Here is a 19,049-nt window from a genome sequence, read left to right as displayed (position 1 = left end):
CAGGTAAGGCGGGATCGCCCCTACCGTACGATCACCTCGACCCTGCGGTTCTGGGCGTTGGCGACGTTGTCGCCGGTCTCGACCGCCGGCTCGCGCTCGCCGCGGCCGACCGCGCTCAGCGCATCTGCGGGGAAGCCCTCGGCGGCGAGCACGGCCATGACCTGCCTGGCGCGCTCGAGCGACAGCTGGTCGTTGGCCTCCTCGCTGCCGACCGTGTCGGTATGGCCGGTGACCTGGACCTCGGCGCCAGGCCGGACCGCCACGTCGGCGCGGATCTGGGCGAGCACGGCGCGCGATTCGGGAACCAGATTGGTCGCGCCGTCGCTGAAATAGAGCGTATAGCTGCGCGGCGCCGGCGGCAGGCCGCTCATCAGCCGCTGGTAGGCCGGCTTGATCGTCTTCACCGTGCGCAGCGAGGTGCGCCCCGCGGTCATCCGCGCCGAGCGCAGCGGTGCGTCGAGCACCTGCTCCTGGCCGTTTTCCTCGAGCACGGCGAGCGCGCCGACCGGATGCCCGTCCTCGCCCGGCAGCAGCAGGGTCTGCGGCGCGGCGCAGGCGGTGCAGGCCAAGGTCAGCAGAACCGCGGCGATGATCCCCCCTCTGGTCATCGTCAGGGCACTTCCACCACGAAGCGGGTCCCGCGCACGCCGAGCATCGAGGTGGGCGTGCGCACGCGCATGGCGTCGCGGCGCGACTTGGCGATGCGGCCCGAGACCACGCCGAGCGAGCCGCGATCGACGCTGGTGACGAAGGAGCCGGTCTGGCGCGTGCGGTCGAACTGGAATTCGGTCAAGGTCACGCGGCTGTTCGGGCCGACCGCGAAGCGCGTGCCGTCGGCGAAGGTCACACCCATGCGCCCGTCGCGACCGGTGACGAGCACGTCGCCCGGCTCGAGCTGTACCCCCGGCGCCACGGGCAGCATCCGCCCGCCGCGGCTGACCGAGGCGGCGCCGACGTTGCTCTTGACCCGGCCGATCTCGGCCAGGGCGGGACTTACGACGAACGATGCGGCCGCGAGGGCCGCCAGCATTGCTAGAGGACGCATTTTATTCTCCCCTGACCGCTGCCCCGTGGCATATCATCCGCATGGTTTCGGGCACAACCATTTCGCTGCGCCACCAGGCGGGGCAGGCGGCGGGCGACGCGCTGATCGCGGCGATGGCGCTGGTCGACCGCTTCGCGCGCAGCCAGGCGCTCGAGGTGCCCGCGGCCCAGCGGCTGGCGATCGTCGTCGAGGAGATCGTCAGCAATCTCATCGATCATGCCGCGCACGGTCGCGAGATCACTTTCGCACTCACGCTCGATCAGGACGAGGCGGGCCCGCATATCCTGCTCGACGACGACAGCGATCCCTTCGATCCGCGCGCAGCACCACTGCCCGATAGCCCCAACCCGGTGCGCGGCGGCGGCGTCGGACTGGCGCTGGTCGACGCCTGGTGCGACATCGTGGCCTACGACAGCGCTCAAGGCCGCAACCGCCTGATCCTGCGGCTCCGTTAGTTACGGCGACGCGGACGGCTGCGCGCGGGTGCGCGAGCCGGTGTCGACTTGGCGGCCGCGGGGGCCGGCGCGGCGCGCAGCGCGACGAAGCTCGGCAGGTCCTCGACCACTGCGATCACCGTGTCGAACTTGGTGCCCATCGCCCGATCGAGCCGCTCGATGCGATCGACCGGCAGCGGGTGGGTCTTGTTCATCAGCGCGTAGCCCTTCTCCTCGGGCGCGGCGCTGAGCGTCTGCAGCACGCCGACGAGGCCGTAGGGCGAATAGCCAGAGCGCGCGGCGATGACGACGCCCATGCGATCGGCGTCGTATTCGTCGTCGTGGTTGAGCCCGCGGGTGAACATGTCCTTGCCCGCAGAGATCAGCGCCGCCTTGAACGCCCCCCCGATCCCGCCGTTGCCGCCGACATATTCGGTGAAATCGCCGAGCGCGGCATTGCGCAGGCTGCCCTGCAAGGCGCCAAGGTGATCCTTCTTGGCGACGTGGGCGATCTCGTGCGCGAGCACCCCGGCCAGTTCGGCCTCGTTGCGCATCTGGTCGAACATGCCGCGCGAGATCAGCACGTAGCCGCCGGGCATCGAGAAGGCGTTGACGTCGTCGGTCTCGACGATGCCGAACTGCCAGGGCAGATCGGGCCGATCGCTGTGCATGGCCAGCCAGCGGCCGACGCGATTGACGTAGCGCTGCTTCTCGGCGTCCTGCACCAGCGGCGCCGCGCCGAGGATGATGCTGGCGAGATCGCCGCCGATCTTGATCTCCTCGGGCTCGGGGATCTTGCGCAGCGAGTCGCCGAGTTTCTTGACGTTCTGCACGCCCTTCACCAGCCCGCCGATATTGGGGAACTGCGCCTGGGCCATGCCCGGCAGCGACACGAGCGCGGCGGCCAGGGCGGCGCGGAGGATAGACCGTGCGATCATTTCCGCGACCTCCCCTTGTCGAGATAGGCGACGGTGTTTTCCTTGAGCGCGGCCTTCTGCGCGGTGGCGCGCGCGTCGTCGGCGGTCACCGCGAGCGTGCCGAGCAGCTCGAGCTCCTGATAGTCGGGCGTGGCGTTGCGGATGTCCTCTTCGTCCATGCCCTTGATGCCCGTGGTCGCAGTGCGGCCGGAGCTGCCCGTGCGCAGGCTCGCCATGCCGGGCCGCGATGCGCCCGGACGCGCCGCGCCCGCTTCGAGCCGCAGATTGAGCAGGCGCACCCAGCCCTTGGTGCCATTGCTCTCGACCGAGGCCCAGGCACCGCGCCGTTCTAGGATCGTCACCGGCTGGTTTGCCGTGACCGGTCCCGCTTTCGCCGCGTCGATGAAAGGCTGCGCGAGCAGGTCACCCGCGCGCAGGATCTGGCCCTTTTCGGCCGCTTCGGCGCTCGTGACCCGGCAAAGCAGGACGGCGGCGAGCAGGATGGCAGCGCAACGTCTCATCATTCCCCTCGATCGGTTGCGCGACCCGAAATACACCTATTCCCCTCTTGGTCCTAGTGCCAAGCCGGGGGCGAAACTTGTACGAACGCGACTCTAGGTTCGGCGGGTTGGTTCAAAAAGACGCACTGGCGCCTCGCGCCCCTTCACCTTGTGCGAGCCGCAGTCGCGCCATTCGAAGGCATCGCCGGCCGCTTCGCGCGTCGCCTCGGATACGAGCACGCGGGCGATGCCCTTGGTCAGCCCCTCGATGCGGCTGGCGAGGTTCACCGTGTCGCCGATCACCGTATAGTCGAGCCGGTCGTTCGAGCCGATGAAGCCGACCACCGCGCGGCCCGAATGGATGCCGATGCCGATCTCGAGCTCGGCCCCGAGCGCGCCGAGCTGGCCGCGCAGCGCCTCGAGCGCCGCCGACATGTCGAGCGCCGCGGCCACCGCCTGCTCGGCGTGGTCGGCGCTGGCGACGGGCGCGCCCCAGAAGGCCATGATCGCATCGCCGATGAACTTGTCGAGCGTGCCCGAGTGGCGGAAGATCACCTTCACCTGCTGCGAGAAATAGCCGTTGAGCAGCGCGACGACGTCCTCGGCACTCGACACTTCGGACAGCGAGGTGAAGCCGCGGATGTCGGAGAACAGCACCGAGACCTCGCGCGATTCGGCGCTGTTGCGGTGATCGATCTCGCCGGTCTCGATCAGGCTCGTCACCACCCGCGGATCGAGGAAGCGCTTGAACATGCCCGAGGTGCGCAGCCGCTGGTTGCGCTCCTCGAAATAGGCGATGCCCGAGCCGAGGAAGTAGAAGGTCCAGCCGAAGGCGAGCGGCCCGAAGGCGGGGACGAAGACGCCGTTGGCCAGGGCCAGCGCGCCGACCGCGATCGCCGCGACGGTGATCGCCAGCAGGGCATAGCCGATGCGATTGGCGCTGACGTTGCGCGCCAGCCCGATCGCCACGAGCGCGATCAGCGCCAGTGCGAAAGGCATGACGCTGGATCGCGGCACTTCGCGCAGCCAGTCGCCGCGGTCGAGGTTGTCGAGCCCGGTCGCGAGGATCTGCACGCCGGGATAAGTGCTCGACAGCGGAGTCAGGCGCAGGTCGAGCAGCCCCGGCGCGGCGGTGCCGACCACGACGAGCTTGCCCTTGAACTCATCGCGCGGACGCTGGGGATGCTCGCGCAGGGCATCGAGATAGACGTCGGCGAAGGAAACGTGCTTCCAACCGCTGCGCCAGTTGAGCAGCACCTCGCGGTCGGGCGGCAGCGGGCGGCCGAGATCGCGCAGCATCCGTGCGGCGAGTGAGGGAAAACGCCAGCCGCTCTGCTCGCGGTAGAGCGAATGGTGCCGGCCGACGCCGTCGCTGTCGCTGGTGAAGTTGATCAGGCCGCCGCGCATCGCCTCGGGCGCCACGACCAGCGGCATCATCAGTGGCACGCGCGCATCGACGGGCGGCTTTCTGGCGGGCTGCGCTCCGACCGCGGGCGGCATCTGGCTGACCCAGGCGCCTTGGCCGTCGGCGTTGAGCGTCATCGCCAGCCAGACGTTCGGATGGCGCGCCACGGCATCGGCAAAGGCGGCGTCGTGCTCGGGCCGGTAGATGTCGGCCTCGTTGAACAGGATGTCGAAGGCCATGCCGCGCGGCTGCTGCTGCATGACCCAGTCGATCAGCTCACCGTGGACCGAGCGCGGCCAGGGCCAGGAGCCCGCGAGATCGTTCATCATCTCGAGCGAGCGCTGGTCGATGTCGATGATCACGACGCGGTCGGATTGCGGTCGCCGGCTGGTGTTGAGCTTGAGCAGCACGTCGCCGCCGCGCTGGTCGGCCAGCCGTGACAGGCCGAGATAGCGATAGTCGAGGACGATCAGCAGCGCGAAGAGCATCGCCAGCAGGAACCACCTGCCCGTCGCGAGCCGCCGCACTCGTTCGCCCACCTGCCCCATGCGTGCGATCTTGAACGAGCACGTCGGCGGGCGCAATCGCTTCGCGCTTCGCGTCGTGACGGTTAAGTTGACGAAAGTGACAAAGGTGACAGGCTCAAGAAGGGCGCGAGTGTCACCTTACCTCCCGATCCTGTCACCGCACCGCGATGTAGGAAAGTCGGATAGCGGACGGAGGCGGACTTTTGGAGGGAACTCCCGGCCGGCGCCAAGTCCGGGGTGGAGTTCCCTCCGTTAACCGTTCAACCGGCCGTCACCGCATCATAGCGGCGGATTCTGACAGTTTGCTGTAACCGGACGCACCGGGAAGATGGTCGCCTCATCCATGATGCGACCCAACGCAGAAAGCGCCTCGAGCAGGTCGCCGATCGAGTCTTCCTCGATCAGCAGGGTCAGCGTGTCGCGCAGCATGTCGGGGCGGCCGTCGCGCAGCGAGCAGACGAGGCTGAGGATGATCGCCTCGTGCTCGGAAACGTGGTTGCAGGCGAGCGCGCAGAACTGGAAGGTCTCGAGCCCGTTGCGGTTGAACAGCGACATCATCCGCAGGAACGGCTGCAGCCCGGCAATCATGTTCCAGCGTGCAAAGGCGCTGCCGAGGGCCGTACCGGGGCACTGGCGTTCCCCCATCGCCTTGACCCAGGACCGCATCGACCAGACCATGAAGCGTCCGCCATGGTCGAGACCGGTGACCGGGCGGTCGAGAAATTCGTACATTCTGGGCTCCCGTTTTCTCTCGGTGGGGTGATTCCCTCTCCTGAGAAACAAAGAACACTATTCTTCTTGCAAATGCAAACGATTCGCAATAACAAGGTCTGGACAGCGGATGAAGCGTTGGCCTCGTCCGTTGCCTGGGTCATTTTTTGACCTTTTCTCCCTCCCCAACTTAGCCGGGGTCGCCACGTGCGACCCCGGGTTTTTCCTGGAGGGAAGAGCTTCTCACATCGTGGATTGGGGCTGGCAGTGCCGAGCGCTCTTTCATCCTCCCCGGTACGGGGAGGTGGCAGCCCGTAGGGCTGACGGAGGGGGCTGTCGGTCGATCGTCGCGCTCACGGGAGAGCCCCCTCCACCACCCGCTGCGCGGGCGGTCCCCCTCCCCGTACCGGGGAGGATCAGGTCTGCGCTCGTACGCATCGCGCACAAACAAAAAAGGCGGCGCTAGGCGCCGCCCTTTGATTGCATCCTCCACAGCGTCCTTGTTGTTCTACCCCTGTTTGTTGTTCTCGGGGCTTGGATCTTGGTGCCGCAAGCGCGGCTGAAACCTTTTAGCGGATCTGGGAGATCTGCATGTAGGGAACCGGGTTAACGGCCTGGCCGGCGACGCGCACTTCGTAGTGCAGGTGCGGGCCGGTCGAGCGACCGGTGGTGCCGACGTAGCCGATGACGTCGCCCTTGCGGACGGTCTGGCCGGCCGCGACGTTCAGGCGCGACATGTGACCATAGCGGGTCTGAAGCTCGCCGCCATGCTCGATCGCGACGTAGAGGCCGTAGGAGCTGAACCAGTCGGCGCGGCTGACCGTGCCGTCGGCCGTGGCGTAGATCGGCGTGCCGATCGGCGCGGCGAGATCGACGCCCTTGTGGGCGCGGCGACCGCCGAGAACCGGATGGACGCGCATGCCGTAGTCGCTCGAGAAGTGAACGCCTTCGACCGGGATGCGCGAGGGAATGGAAACCGCGGTGCCGCGGAAGGGGTTGGCGCCGCCGATCGTGGCGACCGGCGCGACGCGCGACGAAGCGGCGAGGTTGACCGACTGCGGTGCCTGCTGCTTCTCGATGGCTTGCCAGTTGGAGAACAGCTGCTTGAACTGCTCTTCCGAACCGCCGGTCGCCGGCTTCGCGGCCTGGGCGGCGCGGAGCGGGGCAGCGATGTCGGCGTTGGCACTGCTGTTGGCGAGCACGGGGCTTGCGCTGAAGACCGCGGCGGCAGCGAAGAGCGAACCTGCAACTGCACGAACCGTGGCAAAAAGACCGTTAGCGACCACTCAAAAAATACCTCGTCTAGGTCGGCTATCTCCGCTGCGCGGGCGCCGATACGACTGTCGTATTCTCCGGCGGCGGAACCGCCGAAGCCAATTTTTGGAGATGGTCGGAACCCCCCCGCCGTCTCGCAGATTGCTATTACCCAGTCGAAACTAAGCTAGGCAAGCGCACGCTCGGTTCGTCGCGGTAAACCGGCTGCCGCACGCGCTGAGTCGTTGAACGGTCCTTTCAAACCCGCCCGAAAATGCCGAGTTATTAACAGATTCCAGGTTTCGTTAATCTCTTCGCCGCGCGACGCGCAGACCGCGGCGAAATGAGTTGCACCGATTCGGACGTGGTTAATTTCGTCGTCAAGGATTCGTTCGAGGAGCCTCACGCCGGGCTCGTCGCCCATCGTCCGAAGCCGTTCGATCATCGCCGGAGTGACGTCGAGACCGCGCGCTTCGAGCACCATCGGCACGATTGCCAGCCGCGCCGCGACATCATGCGCGGTCTCGGTCGCGGCATCCCACAGACCGTCGTGCGCGGGCAGCGCGCCGTAGTGGCTGCCGAGTGTGCGCAGCCGCCGTTCGATCAGTGCGAAATGCATCGCCTCATCGGCCGCGACCGCGAGGAAATCGCCGACGAAGTTCGCGCTCATCTCACCGCCGAAGCGTCCGGCCATGTCGAGCGCCAGGTCGATCGCGACGAATTCGATATGCGCGAGGGCGTGCCACAACGCGATGCGGCCGCGCTCCGATCCGCCCTTGCGGCGCTTGGGCATGTGCCTGGGCAGCAGCAGTTCGGGCCGCTCGGGCCGCGCCGGGCGATCGGGCATGCCCACGTCGAACACGGCATCGAGCCGACCGAGCCGCCAGTCGCGCGCCACCGCCCGCGCCGCCATCGCCTTGGCGCGCGGATCGGCGGTCAGCAGCACCGACCGGATGGCAGATGCGACGCTTACGGGCATCGGCGCGGGCATCAACGCCTGGTCTCTAGAGCGCCTGGGCGGCCACCAGCACGGCCTCGGCGTGGCCCTTGACCTTCACCTTGTCCCAGACCTGCGCGATCTTACCCTCGGCATCGATCAGCAGGGTCGTGCGGACCATGCCCATATAGGTGCGGCCGTAGTTCTGCTTCTCGGTCCAGATGCCGAGCGCGTCCGACAGCCCATTTTCGAGGGCGTCGCTGGCAAGCGGTGCGACGAGCGCATGCTTCTCGGCGAACTTCGCGTGCTTCTTCGGCGGATCCTTGCTCACGCCGAGCAGCGCCGTGCCGGCCTTGTCGAACTCGGGCGCGAGCCGCGAGAAGTCGAGGTTCTCGGTGGTGCAGCCCGGGGTGTCGTCCTTCGGATAGAAGAACAGCACGAGCTTGCGCCCCTTGAAGTCCGAGGGCCGGACCGTACCGCCGTCGGGCGTCTCGAGCGCGATGTCGGGCAGGACTTCACCGGGCGTGGGGCGAGTGGTCATCAGTCGATCTCCAGGTCTTCGCCGAACAGATCGCGCCAGACCGCGGCGACTGCGCCGCGCGCCTGGGCCAGGCCGGCCAGCACCGCTTCCCAATCGCCGCATCCGCAGGCCTTGGCAAGCACCGCGCAGGCCGCGGCGTGCGGCTCCTGCGCATCGGGGGCGAGCAACCGCGCGGCGATCAGCATCCGCGCGAGCGCGCCGTGCGCGGCGATCATCGTCTCGGGAAGCAGGCCCTTGGCCACCAGCACGGGGATCGCCTCGCCCAGCCGCGGCAGCAGCGCGGTGCCCTCGCGCAGCTGCAGGTAGTGAACGATGAATTCGACGTCGACGAGCCCGCCGCGCGCGAGCTTGACGTCGAGCGGCCCCTTGCCCGGCTTGTGCTGCGCCATGGTCCGGCGCATCTCGATCACGTCGGCGCGCAGCTTGGCCGGATCGCGCGATGCGGTCAGCACGCCGGTGACGATCTCGCAGAGCTCGACACGCGCCTCGACCGAGCCATAGAGCGGCCGACCGCGGCACAACGCCATATGCTCCCAGGTCCAGGCCTGCTCGCGCTGGTAGCGCGCGAAGCTGTCGAAGCTGACCGCGAGCGGCCCCTGATCGCCCGAGGGTCGCAGCCGCGTATCGACCTCGTAGAGCGCGCCCTCGGCCGTGGGCACGCTGAGCGCGCCGGTGACGCGCTGGCACAGGCGGTTGTAATAGGCCGAGGCGCCAAGCGGGCGGCGGCCATCGGATTCGCCGGCGAAGTCGCCGGTGAACAGATAGACGAGATCGAGGTCCGAGGCGTGGGTCAGCGCGCCGCCGCCCATGCGCCCGAGCCCGAGGATCACGAGCTCGCTGCCCGGAATGCGGCCGTGGTTGCGCTCGAACTCGATCAGCGCGGCATCGGTCAGCACGCGGATCGCCGCCTCGGCGACGCGCGCGAGCGCGGCCGAGATCTCGAGCGGATCGGTCGCGCCCTCGATCAGTTGCACGCCCAGCGCGAAGCGCTTCTCGCCGACCCGGCGGCGGACGCGGTCGAGCACGCGCTCGTAGTCGTCGTCGCTCTCGCCGCGCGCGAACTCGGCGATCAGCGCGTTGACGTCGCCGGGCAGCGCGAAGGCGCTCTGGTCGATCAGCGGATCGAGCAGGTCGGCGCGGCGTGCGAGTTCGTCGGCCAGCGGCGGCGCCAGGCTGAGGATGCGCGCGAGCAGTTGCACCAGCGCGGGCCGCGCTTCGAGCAGGTTGAACAGGTTGATCGCGGTGGGCAGGTTGGCGAGCAGTCGCTCCCAGCGCAGCAGGGCCTGTTCGGGCTCGGGCGCCTTGGCGAAGCCCGCGAGCAGCGCCGGCTGGATCGCCTCGAAGGCCATGCGCGCGGCATCGCTGCGCAAGGCGCGCAGCTTGCCCGAACGCCAGCCGTCGATCCGCCGGGCGAGTTCTTCGGGATCGGCGAAACCCAGGCTCGCGAGTTCGTCGGTCACGGGTGCGTTGCTCGCGGGCATGGCCGGCGCGGCACGCCCCTCGCCCGGTCCGGTGCTGGCGATCAGCGCGTCGTAGCGCTCGCCGACGCCCTGGGTGATGCGGGTGATCTCGCTCAGCAGGGTATCGCTGTCGGGCAGGCCCTCGAGCTTCGCGACCTCCTCGATCGCCGCCCAGTCGCTGGGCAGCGCGTGGGTCTGCTGGTCGGCGACCATCTGCAGGCGGTGTTCGAGCGTGCGCAGCCGGTCGTAGGAGTCGCCGAGCAGCAAGGCATCGTCGGCCGGGATGATCCCCGCCTCGGCCAGAGCGTCCAGCGAGGCGCGCGTGCCGCGCAGCCGCAGCGCCGGATTGCGACCACCGTGGATCAGTTGGTGCGTCTGCGCATAGAACTCGATCTCGCGGATGCCGCCGCGGCCCTTCTTGAGATCGAAGTTCGGCCCAACGGTCCAGGCCTGACGCGTGTTCGAGCGGATCTGTGCGGTCAGCCGGCCGATCTCGGCGATCGCGCCGAAATCGAGGCTCTTGCGCCAGACGAAGGGACGGATCGCAGCGAGGAACTGCTCGCCCGCGGCCACGTCGCCCGCGCAGGCGCGCGCGCGAATGAAGGCCGCGCGCTCCCAGGCCAGCGCCGAGCTTTCGTAATGGGTCAGCGCCGCCTCGATCGGGATCGCCAGGGGGCTGACCTCGGAGGCCGGGCGCAGTCGCAGGTCGACGCGGAAGACGTAGCCCTCGTCGGTGGTGCGCGCGAGCGTCTCCATCAGCGCGCGCGCCACGCGCTCGGCCGCCTCGCCCGGATCGTCACGCTCACGCCGCGGCAGCAGCGCGGGATCGTAGAGCAGGATCGGATCGATGTCCGACGAGTAGTTGAGCTCGCAGGCGCCGTGCTTGCCCAAGGCCAGCGCGAGGAAGCCCGCGGGTTCGGCATCGGGCACGCGGCGGCGGATGGCCTCGGCGATCGCTGCGTCCATCGCCCGGTCGGCGAAGGCCGAAAGCTCGCCGGTGACGCGCGCGACGGGGAACGCGCCGGCGAGATCGCCGACGGCCAGCGCCAGCGCCAAGGCCAGCCGCTCGCGCCGCAGCGCCACGCCGACGTCTTCTATGCCCTCTCCCTGCGCCTTGGCCCAGGCCAGGGCCGCCTCGCCCTCACCCGCCGCGAGCAGCGCGACGAGATCGGGCAGGCGCCCCATCGCCCGCGAGAGGAAGGGCGCGTGAGCATCCGCGCGGGCCAGGGCTCCGGTCCAGTCTGCAGTCATGACGTCTGACTGCCCGCCCGGCGCGCGCAGGGCAAGCCGGCTTGTCCGCTCGAACCGCCTCTCCTAGAACCGCGCCATTCCCTCCCTTCGAGGTTCATTCGCTCATGAAATCGCAGCTTTTCGCTTTCGCCGCCCTGGCCACCGTCCTGGCAGCGCCCGCCCATGCCGCCGCCCCGGCTCCCAGCAATGCGGCACCGCAGATCGACGTCCCGCTGATGAAGCGCGTGGTCGAGACACTCGCCTCCGACGCGCTCGAAGGCCGCGCGCCGAGCACCGCGACCGAGCCCAAGGTGCTCGACGCGATCATCGCCGAGTTCAAGGCGGCCGGGCTCCAGCCCGGAAAGGACGGCTGGCTGCAGGACGTGCCCACGGTCGAAATCACCGGCAGCCACTATTCGCCGCTGACCGTTGCCGCCAAGGGTGCACCGCTGAGCTTCACCTATGGCAACGACTTCGTCGCCGCGTCCTATCGCGTCACCCCGCACACCGCGCTCAAGGACGCTGAGCTGGTCTTCGTCGGCTATGGCATCAACGCCCCCGAACTCGGCTGGAACGACTATGCCGGGCTCGACATGAAGGGGAAGATCGCGGTCGTCCTGGTCAACGACCCCGACTACCAGACCGAGAGCGAGCAGGGTCCGTTCAAGGGCCGCCGCATGACCTGGTACGGCCGCTGGCCCTACAAGTACGAGGAAGCCGCGCGGCAGGGCGCCGCGGGCGTGCTGATCGTCCATGATACCTTCCCCGCCGCCTATGGCTGGAACGTGGTCGAATCGTCGTGGTCGGGCGCGCAGTACTACGTCCAGTCGGCCAACGACGGCATGGACCAGACCGAGGCCAACGGCTGGATCCAGAAGGGCGTCGCCGAGAAGATCTTCACCGCCGCGGGCAAGGACTTCGCCGCGCTCAGCGCGGCGGCGCAGCAGAAGGGCTTCAAGGCGGTGCCGCTGGGGGTGAAAGCCAGCCTCTCGTTCGACAACGCCGCGCGCAAGTCGATCTCGCACAATGTCGTCGGCGTCCTGCCGGGCACGACCAGGCCCGACGAATACGTGCTCTATTCGGCGCACTGGGATCACCTCGGCCGTTGCAAGCCCGATGCCAGCGGTGACGACATCTGCAACGGCGCGGTCGACAACGCCACCGGCGTCGCCGCGCTCGCCGCGCTGGCCAAGGCCAATGGCACCGCCGGCCGCACACCGCGCAGCCAGGTGTTCCTGGCGGTGACGCTCGAGGAATCGGGGCTGCTCGGCTCCGAATTTTATGCGCAGCACCCCGTCTATCCGCTGGCCAAGACCGTCGGCGGCGTGAACATGGACGCGCTGCGGGTCAGCGGCCGCGCGCGCGACTATCAGATGATCGGCGGCGACAAGTCGGACCTGACCACGAGCTTCCGCGCGACCCTGCAGTCGCTGGGGCTCAAGGAGGCCCCCGAGGATCACGCCGAGCGCGGCGGCTACTACCGCTCGGACCACTTCAGCTTCGCCAAGCGCGGCGTGCCGATGTACAACCTCAAGCGCGGGCTCGACCAGTTCGACGGCGGCGTCGCCGCGGGCGAGGCGGCCAACGAGGACTACGTCAAGAACCGCTACCACGGCCCGAACGACGAATATTCGCCCGACTGGGACTGGTCGGGCATCACCCAGGACGTCGCGCTGTTCTACCGGCTCGGCCGCGATCTCGCGACGAGCAGCGCCTGGCCCAACTGGCATCCCGACGACGAATTCCGCCGCGTGCGCGACGCCAGCCGGGGAGCGACGAGCAAGTGACCTTCCGCTTCCCCCCCGAATGGCATCCGCAGGACTGGATCTGGATCGGCTTCCCGCATGACGGCGAGGAATGGCCGGGCTTCCTCGAAGCGGCGCAGGTCCAGATCGCCGCTTTCGCCAGCGCCGTCGCCGAAAGCGGCCAGGAGGCGCGCCTGATCGTCCGCAACGAGGCCAACGGAGCGCGCGCGCGGTCGCTGGTCAGCAGCAAGGTGACGATCGAGCGGCGCACCTATGGCGACGTCTGGCTGCGCGACACGGGCCCCTTGGTCATGATCGATCAGGCCGGCAACCGCCGCGCGCGGCGCTTCGGCTTCAACGGCTGGGGCGAAAAGTACCTGATGGACGGCGACCAGACCATCGGCGCCGCACTCGCGCGCGACGCGGGTCTGGCGATCGACACGTCGGACTGGATCCTCGAAGGCGGCGCGATCGACACCGACGGCGCCGGGGTGGTCGCGACCACCGAGCAGTGCCTGCTCAACCCCAACCGCAACCCGCAGCTCACGCGCGGCGAGATCGAGACGCGGCTCTGCGGCGATCTCGGCTTCGAGCGCGTGCTCTGGCTCGGCGACGGGCTGATCAACGATCACACCGACGGCCATGTCGACAACCTCGCGCGCTTCGTGGCCCCCGGCGTGCTCGCCGTGCCGCGCGCGACCGGAGCCGACGATCCCAACGCCGCGATCTATGCCGACACCAAGGCGCGCGCCGAGGCCTTCGGCGTGACGGTGCGCGAGGTCCCCTCGCCCGGCCGCGTCGAGCGCGACGGGCGGATCGAGCCGGCGAGCTACATGAACTTCGCGATCACCTCGAAGCTCGTAGTGGTGCCGACCTTCGGCACGCCGCACGATGCCGAGGGCGTGGCGGCCGTAGCGGCGCTGTTCCCCGATCGCAATACCGTGGGCCTGGCCGGCGATGCCGTTCTCGCGGGCGGTGGCGGTTTCCACTGCGCGAGCCAGCAGATGGCGGCGGCAATCTAACCACTCACACCGTCGCCCCTGCGCAGGGGCGACGGGATATGAGCGTGAGGCTGGCTCTTCACCTTTCGGTAACCGCCATGGGCGCAAGATCGCACCCATGGCCCGAGTCATCGCCCTCACCCGCACCGTCGCTCAGCATCGCAAGCTAGAAGCGCTGCGCATGGTGATCGTCAGCGGCTGCGCGCTTGCGCTGATCCTCGCCGGCCAGGCCTTCCCTCTCTAAGCGACGTCAGCCCTCGATCGCGTTCGCAATCGCGATGGCCTTCGCCTTGACCTCGGCCTCCGGCACCGGCGCCTGACCGAAGGTGATCGCGCCCGGCGGGGTCACCACGATCATGCGCTCACCCTCGGGCACGTAGGACAAGGTGCGCATCTTCGCCATCCATACGGCCTTGCCTTTGGGCATGGCGACGGGTTCGCCCGGCCCGGTCACGTCGGGCTGCGACGTCACGCCGGCGAGCTGCTGGTCGACGGTCTGGCCGCTGACCTTGTCCTGGCGCAGCAGCACGCCGAAGTTGTCCTTGCCGTCGGCGCTCGAATAGGTGCAGTTCGACACGGTGACCTGTTCGTTGCTCGTCGCCGCCGAGCCTTCGGCCTTGGCCACGGCGACGCCGGCGGCCTTGCTCGCGGCCTCGGCCGGGAAGGTCTTGCAGGCGTCGACCGCCCATTCGGCGCTCTTGCCGCCGGCCCCGCCGCCGCCGCAGGCCGCGACGAAACCGGTGAGCGCGAGCGCGCAGAGCGAACGACGAAGATCGATGGTCATCGGCAGTTTCCTCGGGTCGGGGTGATCAGGAACGGCGGCGGTGAGCCGCCCGTTTGGGCGCCGGCTTCGGCGCAGTCTCGAACCAGTAGCGGCTCTCGTCGGGCAGGATCGCAATGAAACCGGCGTCGGTCTCACGCAGGCGGAAACGCGGCTTGTGCAGCGGATCCTCGAAGCGGACCTCGCCCAGATCCGCGTCGAAGAACCAGCGCGCCGATTCGGCGAGCGCGGGCACCGCGCCGCAACCGGTGGCGACGAATTCGCCGCCGACGTCGTCGGCCCAGGCGATCTCGGCGCGGCAGACGGTGCGCGCCGAATCCTCGGTCTTCACGACGTAGCGGCCGAGATAATAGCGCTCGATTTCCGAGGCCGGCCGCGCGGCGGCGGGTACGGCGGCCAGCGCCAGCAGAATGCCTGCAACATATCGCACGCGCATCATGCCCCGTTTCCCCCGTGGCGCAGATGGATCAGCGGATAGGGTCGCCCCTCGCCGTCGGTCTCGGACCGTCCGACCGCTACGAAACCACGCGCGAGGTAGAAGGGCAAGGCATTCGTCGCCTGCTCGTTGGCATCGACACGCGCCTGCGGCGCCAGGGCAAGAGCGTGTCTTATCAAGGCGCTACCGAAACCGCGCCCGTGCACCGCGGGATCGACGAAGAGCGCGTCGATCATGTCGCCGTCCATCGCGAGGAAGCCCATGGCACGGCCCGCCGCATCGTCGACCAGCCACAGATCGGCGAAGGGCAGGAACTGCGTGCCGACCATCCGCTCGATCGCCGCGCGGTCCTCGGCGCTCAGGAACCCGTGCGTCGCGTCGACCGCGGCGCGCCAGATCTCCAGCGCGCGCGGTACGTCGGCCGTGGTTCCCGGACGGATGATCACCCCAGGTCGGCCACTATTTCAGATCAGGCGGCGTCGCCTCGGCGGTGAGCAGCGCGATCGCCTCGTCGAGCGAGACGAACTTCTGCCGCTCCTCGCCCAGGGTGCGGATCGCGACCGTGCCCTCGTCGGCTTCTCGCTTGCCGACGACGAGCAGGTGCGGGACCTTGGCCAGCGAGTGCTCGCGCACCTTGTAGTTGATCTTCTCGTTGCGCAGGTCGGTCTCGACGCGCACGCCCGCGGCGCGCAGCTTCGCGGCCACTTCGGCGGCATAGCCATCGGCGTCGGAGACGATCGTCGCCACCACCGCCTGGACCGGCGCGAGCCAGACCGGCAGCTTGCCCGCGAAGTGCTCGATCAGGATGCCGATGAAGCGCTCGTAGGAGCCGAAGATCGCGCGGTGCAGCATGACCGGGCGGTGCTTCTCGCCGTCCTCGCCGATGTAGCTGGCGTCGAGCCGTTCGGGCAGCATGCGGTCGGACTGGATCGTGCCAACCTGCCAGGTGCGGCCGATCGCGTCGGTCAGGTGCCATTCGAGCTTGGGCGCATAGAAGGCGCCTTCGCCGGGCAGCTCTTCCCAGCCGTATTCGTCGGTCGCGAGACCCGCCGCGACGACGGCGTCGCGCAGCTCGGCCTCGGCCACGTCCCACTGCTCCTCAGTGCCGATGCGGTTGTCCGGGCGCAGCGCCAGCTTGATCGCATAGGTGAAGCCGAAGTCCTTGTAGACGCGGTCGGCCAGCGCGCAGAAATCGCGAACCTCGCCGACGATCTGGTCCTCGCGGCAGAACAGGTGGCCGTCGTCCTGGGTGAACTGGCGCACGCGCATCAGCCCGTGCAGCGCGCCGTGCGGCTCGTTGCGGTGGCAGCAGCCGTTCTCGACCAGCCGCAGCGGCAGGTCGCGGTAGCTTTTGATCCCCTGCTTGAAGATCAGGATGTGCGCCGGGCAGTTCATCGGCTTGAGCGCCATCCAGTCGGCATCGCCCGAGATCACCGGACCCTCGTCGTCGACGTTGGGCACCTCGTCGGGGATGACGAACATGTTCTCGCGATACTTGCCCCAGTGGCCGGACTTCTCCCACTGGCGCGCGTCCATCACCTGCGGGGTCTTCACCTCCTTGTGATTCCCCGACGCCAGCGCGCGGCGCATGTAGTCCTCGAGCGCGCGATAGATGACGTAGCCCTTGGGGTGCCAGAACACCGAACCGTGCGCTTCGGCCTGGAGGTGGAACAGGTCCATCTCCTGCCCGAGCTTGCGATGGTCGCGCTTGGCCGCTTCCTCGAGCCGCAGCAGATGCGCGTCGAGCTGCTTCTTGTTGAGCCAGCCGGTGCCGTAGATGCGCGAAAGCATCGCGTTCTTCTGGTCGCCGCGCCAATAGGCACCCGAGACGCGCGTCAGCTTAAACGCCGCGGGATCGAGCTTGCCCGTGCTCGGCAGGTGCGGACCGCGGCACATGTCGTACCAGTCCGACCCGCTGTGATAGACGGTCAGTTCCTCGCCCTGCGGCAGTTCGGCGGCCCATTCGGCCTTGAAGCTCTCGCCCGCGGCCTGCCACTGCGCGATCAAGGTGTCGCGCGCGATCACCTCGCGCACCAGCGGCTTGTTGGCGGCGATGATCTTGCGCATCTCGGCTTCGATCGCCGGCAGGTCCTCGTCGGTGAAGGGGCGATCCTTCGGTGCGAAGTCGTAGTAGAAGCCGTCGTCGGTCGAAGGACCGAAGGTGATCTGCGTGCCCGGGAACAGCGCCTGCACCGCCTCGGCCAGGACGTGGGCATAGTCGTGGCGGGCGAGGTCGAGCGCGTCGGCCTCGTCCTTGGCGGTGACCAGCGCCAGCGCCGCATCCTGCGTGAACGGACGCGACAGGTCGACCAGTTCGCCGTCGATGCGCGCGGCGAGCGCCGCCTTGGCGAGGCCGGGGCCGATCGCGGCCGCGACGTCGGCGGGAGTCGAGCCCGCGGGCATCTCGCGCACGGAACCATCGGGCAGGCTGATTTTCAGAAGCTCGGTCATGCTGACTCTCGGTAAGAATTCAGGGCGCGCTTTGGCAGAAAGCCCGGCGCACCGGAAGGGGCAGCGTCGGTTCGATCAGGTTCGGATAGGAGACGCCGCCCGTCCGAACCCGGACGGCGGCGTGCCGGCGCGTCAGGCGCCCGCTACGAACCGCCCCCGGTTGCCCGGGGTGGTGGTAGTGCTCGGTGCCAGGAAGATCACGCGTGCCATCGCGGCCGCGCCTAGCATGGTGGCCTCAGGCCTTCAACCGGCAAGGCTCCGCTGCCGGCGAGTCAGCCAGAACACGGCCAGCCAGCCGCAGGTCATGCAGACGAAGGGCATGACCGGATAGTGAAAGCGCGACTGGCCCGAAAAGACCATGGCGATCACGCTCGGATAGGCGGCGATGCCGAAAGGCAGCAGCCACCAGTCGACGAGGCCCAGCCAGCGCCGTCCGGCCATCCAGGCGCGGCGCAGCAGCACGGCGAAAGCCAGACCGAAGCCTGCGAGCAGCGCCAGGTAATAGGCTTGGTTGGCATAGCGCACCGCGCGGAACAGCCCTGGCGCCCGGGCATAGGCCGGCGCACCCGTCTCGTAATTCCACACCGCCTCGCCGTCAGGACCCCACAGGCGCAGCAGTTTCAGCGGCATCAGCGCCACGAAGCGACCGGGATTTTCCGCGATCCAGCGCAGGCCCAGGCGCTTGGCTTCGGCGTCGTAGGCGATCTCGTCGAGGTCCTTGCGCGCGTCGAGCGCCAGGACCACCGGATCCTCCGGGGTAAAGCCCCCGCGCGCGCTGTCGTTGTTGCCGGTCAGCAAGGTGATCCCGCCATTGGTCGAGACCGCCACCCATTGCCCGAACGCATCGTGATTGCGCAGCGTCCAGGGCAAAACCGTCAGCGCCGCGATCATCCCGACCAGCGCGGTCCGCCCGGCGATGCCCGGCACACGCGCCAGCACCTGACGCAGCGACCTGCCGCGACGCAGCAAGGCAATCGCGAAGATCAGCGGCAGGACGATGATCGTCTGCGCCTTGACCAGCGAGGCGAGGCCGAACAGCAGCCCGGCGAAGACCAGCGCCATCATCGACCGGCGCGCGATCAGCAACCAGCAGCAGCCGAGCAGCAGCGTCGTATAGAACACCTCGGTGAGCGCCAGCGGGTAGTAGCCGATCGCATTGGGATAAACCGCCAGCAGCAGCAGACCCGCACGGCCAGCCGCCTGCGATGCAAAGATGCGCTTGCCGAGATCGAGCGTCAGCCAGCCAGCGATCGTGCCAACGACCAGATTGAACAGGCCGACCACAAGCGTCGAGGCGCCGAAGCACCAGAACACGACGGCCAGCGCCAGCGATTGCCCGGGCGGCCAATAGGCGGTGGGAATGCCGTCGCGATAGTAGCCCAAGCCCGCGGCGAGATCGACCGCGCGACCATAGTACCAGCCGGCATCCGAAGTCGGGGTGACCTCGATCAGCAGTATCGCGATGCGCGGCAACAGATAGGCCGCCCAGACGAGCACCAGCGCGGCGCGCGACCGTGCGAACCAGTCGCCGGCCGAGCCGCTGCCTTCGACACTGCCGGGCGCCACTTGCGGATATCCGTGCATGGGGCGGAGCCTAGCCGCAGAACCTTACCGTCCCGATAATCGCGATCCGCCTGCCCCCAGGCCGTGCCGATCACGCGCCGCTTATATGAC

At 68.6% G+C, this 19,049-nt stretch carries 19 protein-coding genes; 4 read left to right on the top strand and 15 right to left on the bottom strand.

From position 1 onward, the window contains the following. Positions 1-20 precede the first annotated feature (20 nt). Both OLX23_RS10185 and OLX23_RS10180 read right to left on the bottom strand, forming a co-directional pair. Positions 21-608, bottom strand: coding sequence for an OmpA family protein (locus OLX23_RS10185; protein WP_264444853.1), 588 nt, complete (start codon positions 606-608; stop codon positions 21-23). A 2-nt stretch (positions 609-610) separates the two neighbouring features. Further along, positions 611-1,045, bottom strand: coding sequence for a FecR domain-containing protein (locus OLX23_RS10180; protein ID WP_264444851.1), 435 nt, complete (start codon positions 1,043-1,045; stop codon positions 611-613). Positions 1,046-1,086: 41 nt separating this feature from the next. Here OLX23_RS10180 and OLX23_RS10175 point away from each other — a divergent pair, with 41 nt between their 5' ends. Further along, positions 1,087-1,500, top strand: a complete 414-nt coding sequence (locus tag OLX23_RS10175) for an ATP-binding protein (RefSeq protein ID WP_264444849.1) — start codon at positions 1,087-1,089, stop codon at positions 1,498-1,500. Here the strand turns inward: OLX23_RS10175 and OLX23_RS10170 are convergent. The 8 genes from OLX23_RS10170 to OLX23_RS10135 all read right to left on the bottom strand — a co-directional run bounded on the left by OLX23_RS10170 (position 1,497) and on the right by OLX23_RS10135 (position 10,982). After that, positions 1,497-2,417 carry a M48 family metalloprotease gene (locus OLX23_RS10170; protein ID WP_264444847.1) on the bottom strand — a complete coding sequence of 307 codons (921 nt, stop codon included), beginning with the start codon at positions 2,415-2,417 and terminating at the stop codon, positions 1,497-1,499. The genes OLX23_RS10175 and OLX23_RS10170 overlap by 4 nt on opposite strands. Then, positions 2,414-2,920 carry an SH3 domain-containing protein gene (locus OLX23_RS10165; protein ID WP_264444846.1) on the bottom strand — a complete coding sequence of 169 codons (507 nt, stop codon included), beginning with the start codon at positions 2,918-2,920 and terminating at the stop codon, positions 2,414-2,416. Before OLX23_RS10165 ends, OLX23_RS10170 begins: the two co-directional genes overlap by 4 nt. 90 nt (positions 2,921-3,010) lie before the next feature. After that, positions 3,011-4,849: a CHASE2 domain-containing protein gene (locus OLX23_RS10160; protein WP_264444845.1), complete on the bottom strand. Its 1,839-nt coding sequence runs from the start codon at positions 4,847-4,849 to the stop codon at positions 3,011-3,013. A 258-nt stretch (positions 4,850-5,107) separates the two neighbouring features. Next, positions 5,108-5,560 (bottom strand): hypothetical protein, encoded by a 453-nt coding sequence (locus OLX23_RS10155; protein WP_264444843.1) that lies wholly within the window; start codon positions 5,558-5,560, stop codon positions 5,108-5,110. 548 nt (positions 5,561-6,108) lie between these two features. Next, positions 6,109-6,825 carry a M23 family metallopeptidase gene (locus OLX23_RS10150; RefSeq protein ID WP_264444840.1) on the bottom strand — a complete coding sequence of 239 codons (717 nt, stop codon included), beginning with the start codon at positions 6,823-6,825 and terminating at the stop codon, positions 6,109-6,111. A gap of 155 nt (positions 6,826-6,980) precedes the next feature. Continuing rightward, positions 6,981-7,772: a ferritin-like domain-containing protein gene (locus OLX23_RS10145; protein ID WP_264444838.1), complete on the bottom strand. Its 792-nt coding sequence runs from the start codon at positions 7,770-7,772 to the stop codon at positions 6,981-6,983. Between the two features lie 25 nt (positions 7,773-7,797). Further along, the gene (locus tag OLX23_RS10140; protein ID WP_264444836.1) at positions 7,798-8,271 is read right to left on the bottom strand and encodes a peroxiredoxin; all 474 of its coding nucleotides are present in this window, start codon (positions 8,269-8,271) and stop codon (positions 7,798-7,800) included. Then, a complete protein-coding gene (locus OLX23_RS10135) occupies positions 8,271-10,982 on the bottom strand; it encodes a bifunctional [glutamine synthetase] adenylyltransferase/[glutamine synthetase]-adenylyl-L-tyrosine phosphorylase (RefSeq protein ID WP_264444834.1) in 2,712 nt (903 codons plus the stop codon). Before OLX23_RS10135 ends, OLX23_RS10140 begins: the two co-directional genes overlap by 1 nt. Positions 10,983-11,086: 104 nt before the next feature. On the opposite strand from OLX23_RS10135, the gene OLX23_RS10130 reads away from it, so the two are divergent. The 3 genes from OLX23_RS10130 (at position 11,087) to OLX23_RS10120 (ending at position 13,951) form a co-directional block, all read left to right on the top strand. After that, entirely contained in the window at positions 11,087-12,748 is a 1,662-nt protein-coding gene (locus OLX23_RS10130) for a M28 family metallopeptidase (protein ID WP_264444832.1), read from the top strand. Then, entirely contained in the window at positions 12,745-13,728 is a 984-nt protein-coding gene (locus tag OLX23_RS10125) for an agmatine deiminase family protein (RefSeq protein ID WP_264444831.1), read from the top strand. The genes OLX23_RS10130 and OLX23_RS10125 overlap by 4 nt, the downstream gene beginning before the upstream one ends. Positions 13,729-13,825: 97 nt before the next feature. Then, complete coding sequence (locus tag OLX23_RS10120; protein ID WP_264444830.1) at positions 13,826-13,951, top strand: hypothetical protein; 126 nt, start codon at positions 13,826-13,828, stop codon at positions 13,949-13,951. A 6-nt stretch (positions 13,952-13,957) separates the two neighbouring features. Here OLX23_RS10120 and OLX23_RS10115 read toward each other — a convergent pair whose 3' ends face one another. The 5 genes from OLX23_RS10115 to OLX23_RS10095 form a co-directional block, all read right to left on the bottom strand. Then, on the bottom strand, positions 13,958-14,491 hold the full coding sequence (locus tag OLX23_RS10115) for a hypothetical protein (protein WP_264444828.1): 534 nt from the start codon (positions 14,489-14,491) through the stop codon (positions 13,958-13,960). A gap of 25 nt (positions 14,492-14,516) precedes the next feature. Beyond that, positions 14,517-14,927, bottom strand: coding sequence for a hypothetical protein (locus OLX23_RS10110; protein ID WP_264444826.1), 411 nt, complete (start codon positions 14,925-14,927; stop codon positions 14,517-14,519). Then, positions 14,924-15,370, bottom strand: a complete 447-nt coding sequence (locus OLX23_RS10105) for an acetyltransferase (protein ID WP_264444824.1) — start codon at positions 15,368-15,370, stop codon at positions 14,924-14,926. The genes OLX23_RS10110 and OLX23_RS10105 overlap by 4 nt, the downstream gene beginning before the upstream one ends. A gap of 13 nt (positions 15,371-15,383) precedes the next feature. Continuing rightward, positions 15,384-17,375 (bottom strand): threonine--tRNA ligase, encoded by a 1,992-nt coding sequence (gene thrS, locus OLX23_RS10100; RefSeq protein WP_264444822.1) that lies wholly within the window; start codon positions 17,373-17,375, stop codon positions 15,384-15,386. A gap of 243 nt (positions 17,376-17,618) precedes the next feature. Next, positions 17,619-18,959: an ArnT family glycosyltransferase gene (locus tag OLX23_RS10095; RefSeq protein ID WP_264444820.1), complete on the bottom strand. Its 1,341-nt coding sequence runs from the start codon at positions 18,957-18,959 to the stop codon at positions 17,619-17,621. Positions 18,960-19,049 lie beyond the last annotated feature (90 nt).

This window comes from Novosphingobium sp. JCM 18896 (assembly GCF_025938095.1).
Classification (GTDB): domain Bacteria; phylum Pseudomonadota; class Alphaproteobacteria; order Sphingomonadales; family Sphingomonadaceae; genus Novosphingobium.
This window is presented reverse-complemented; position numbering and strand designations above follow the sequence as displayed.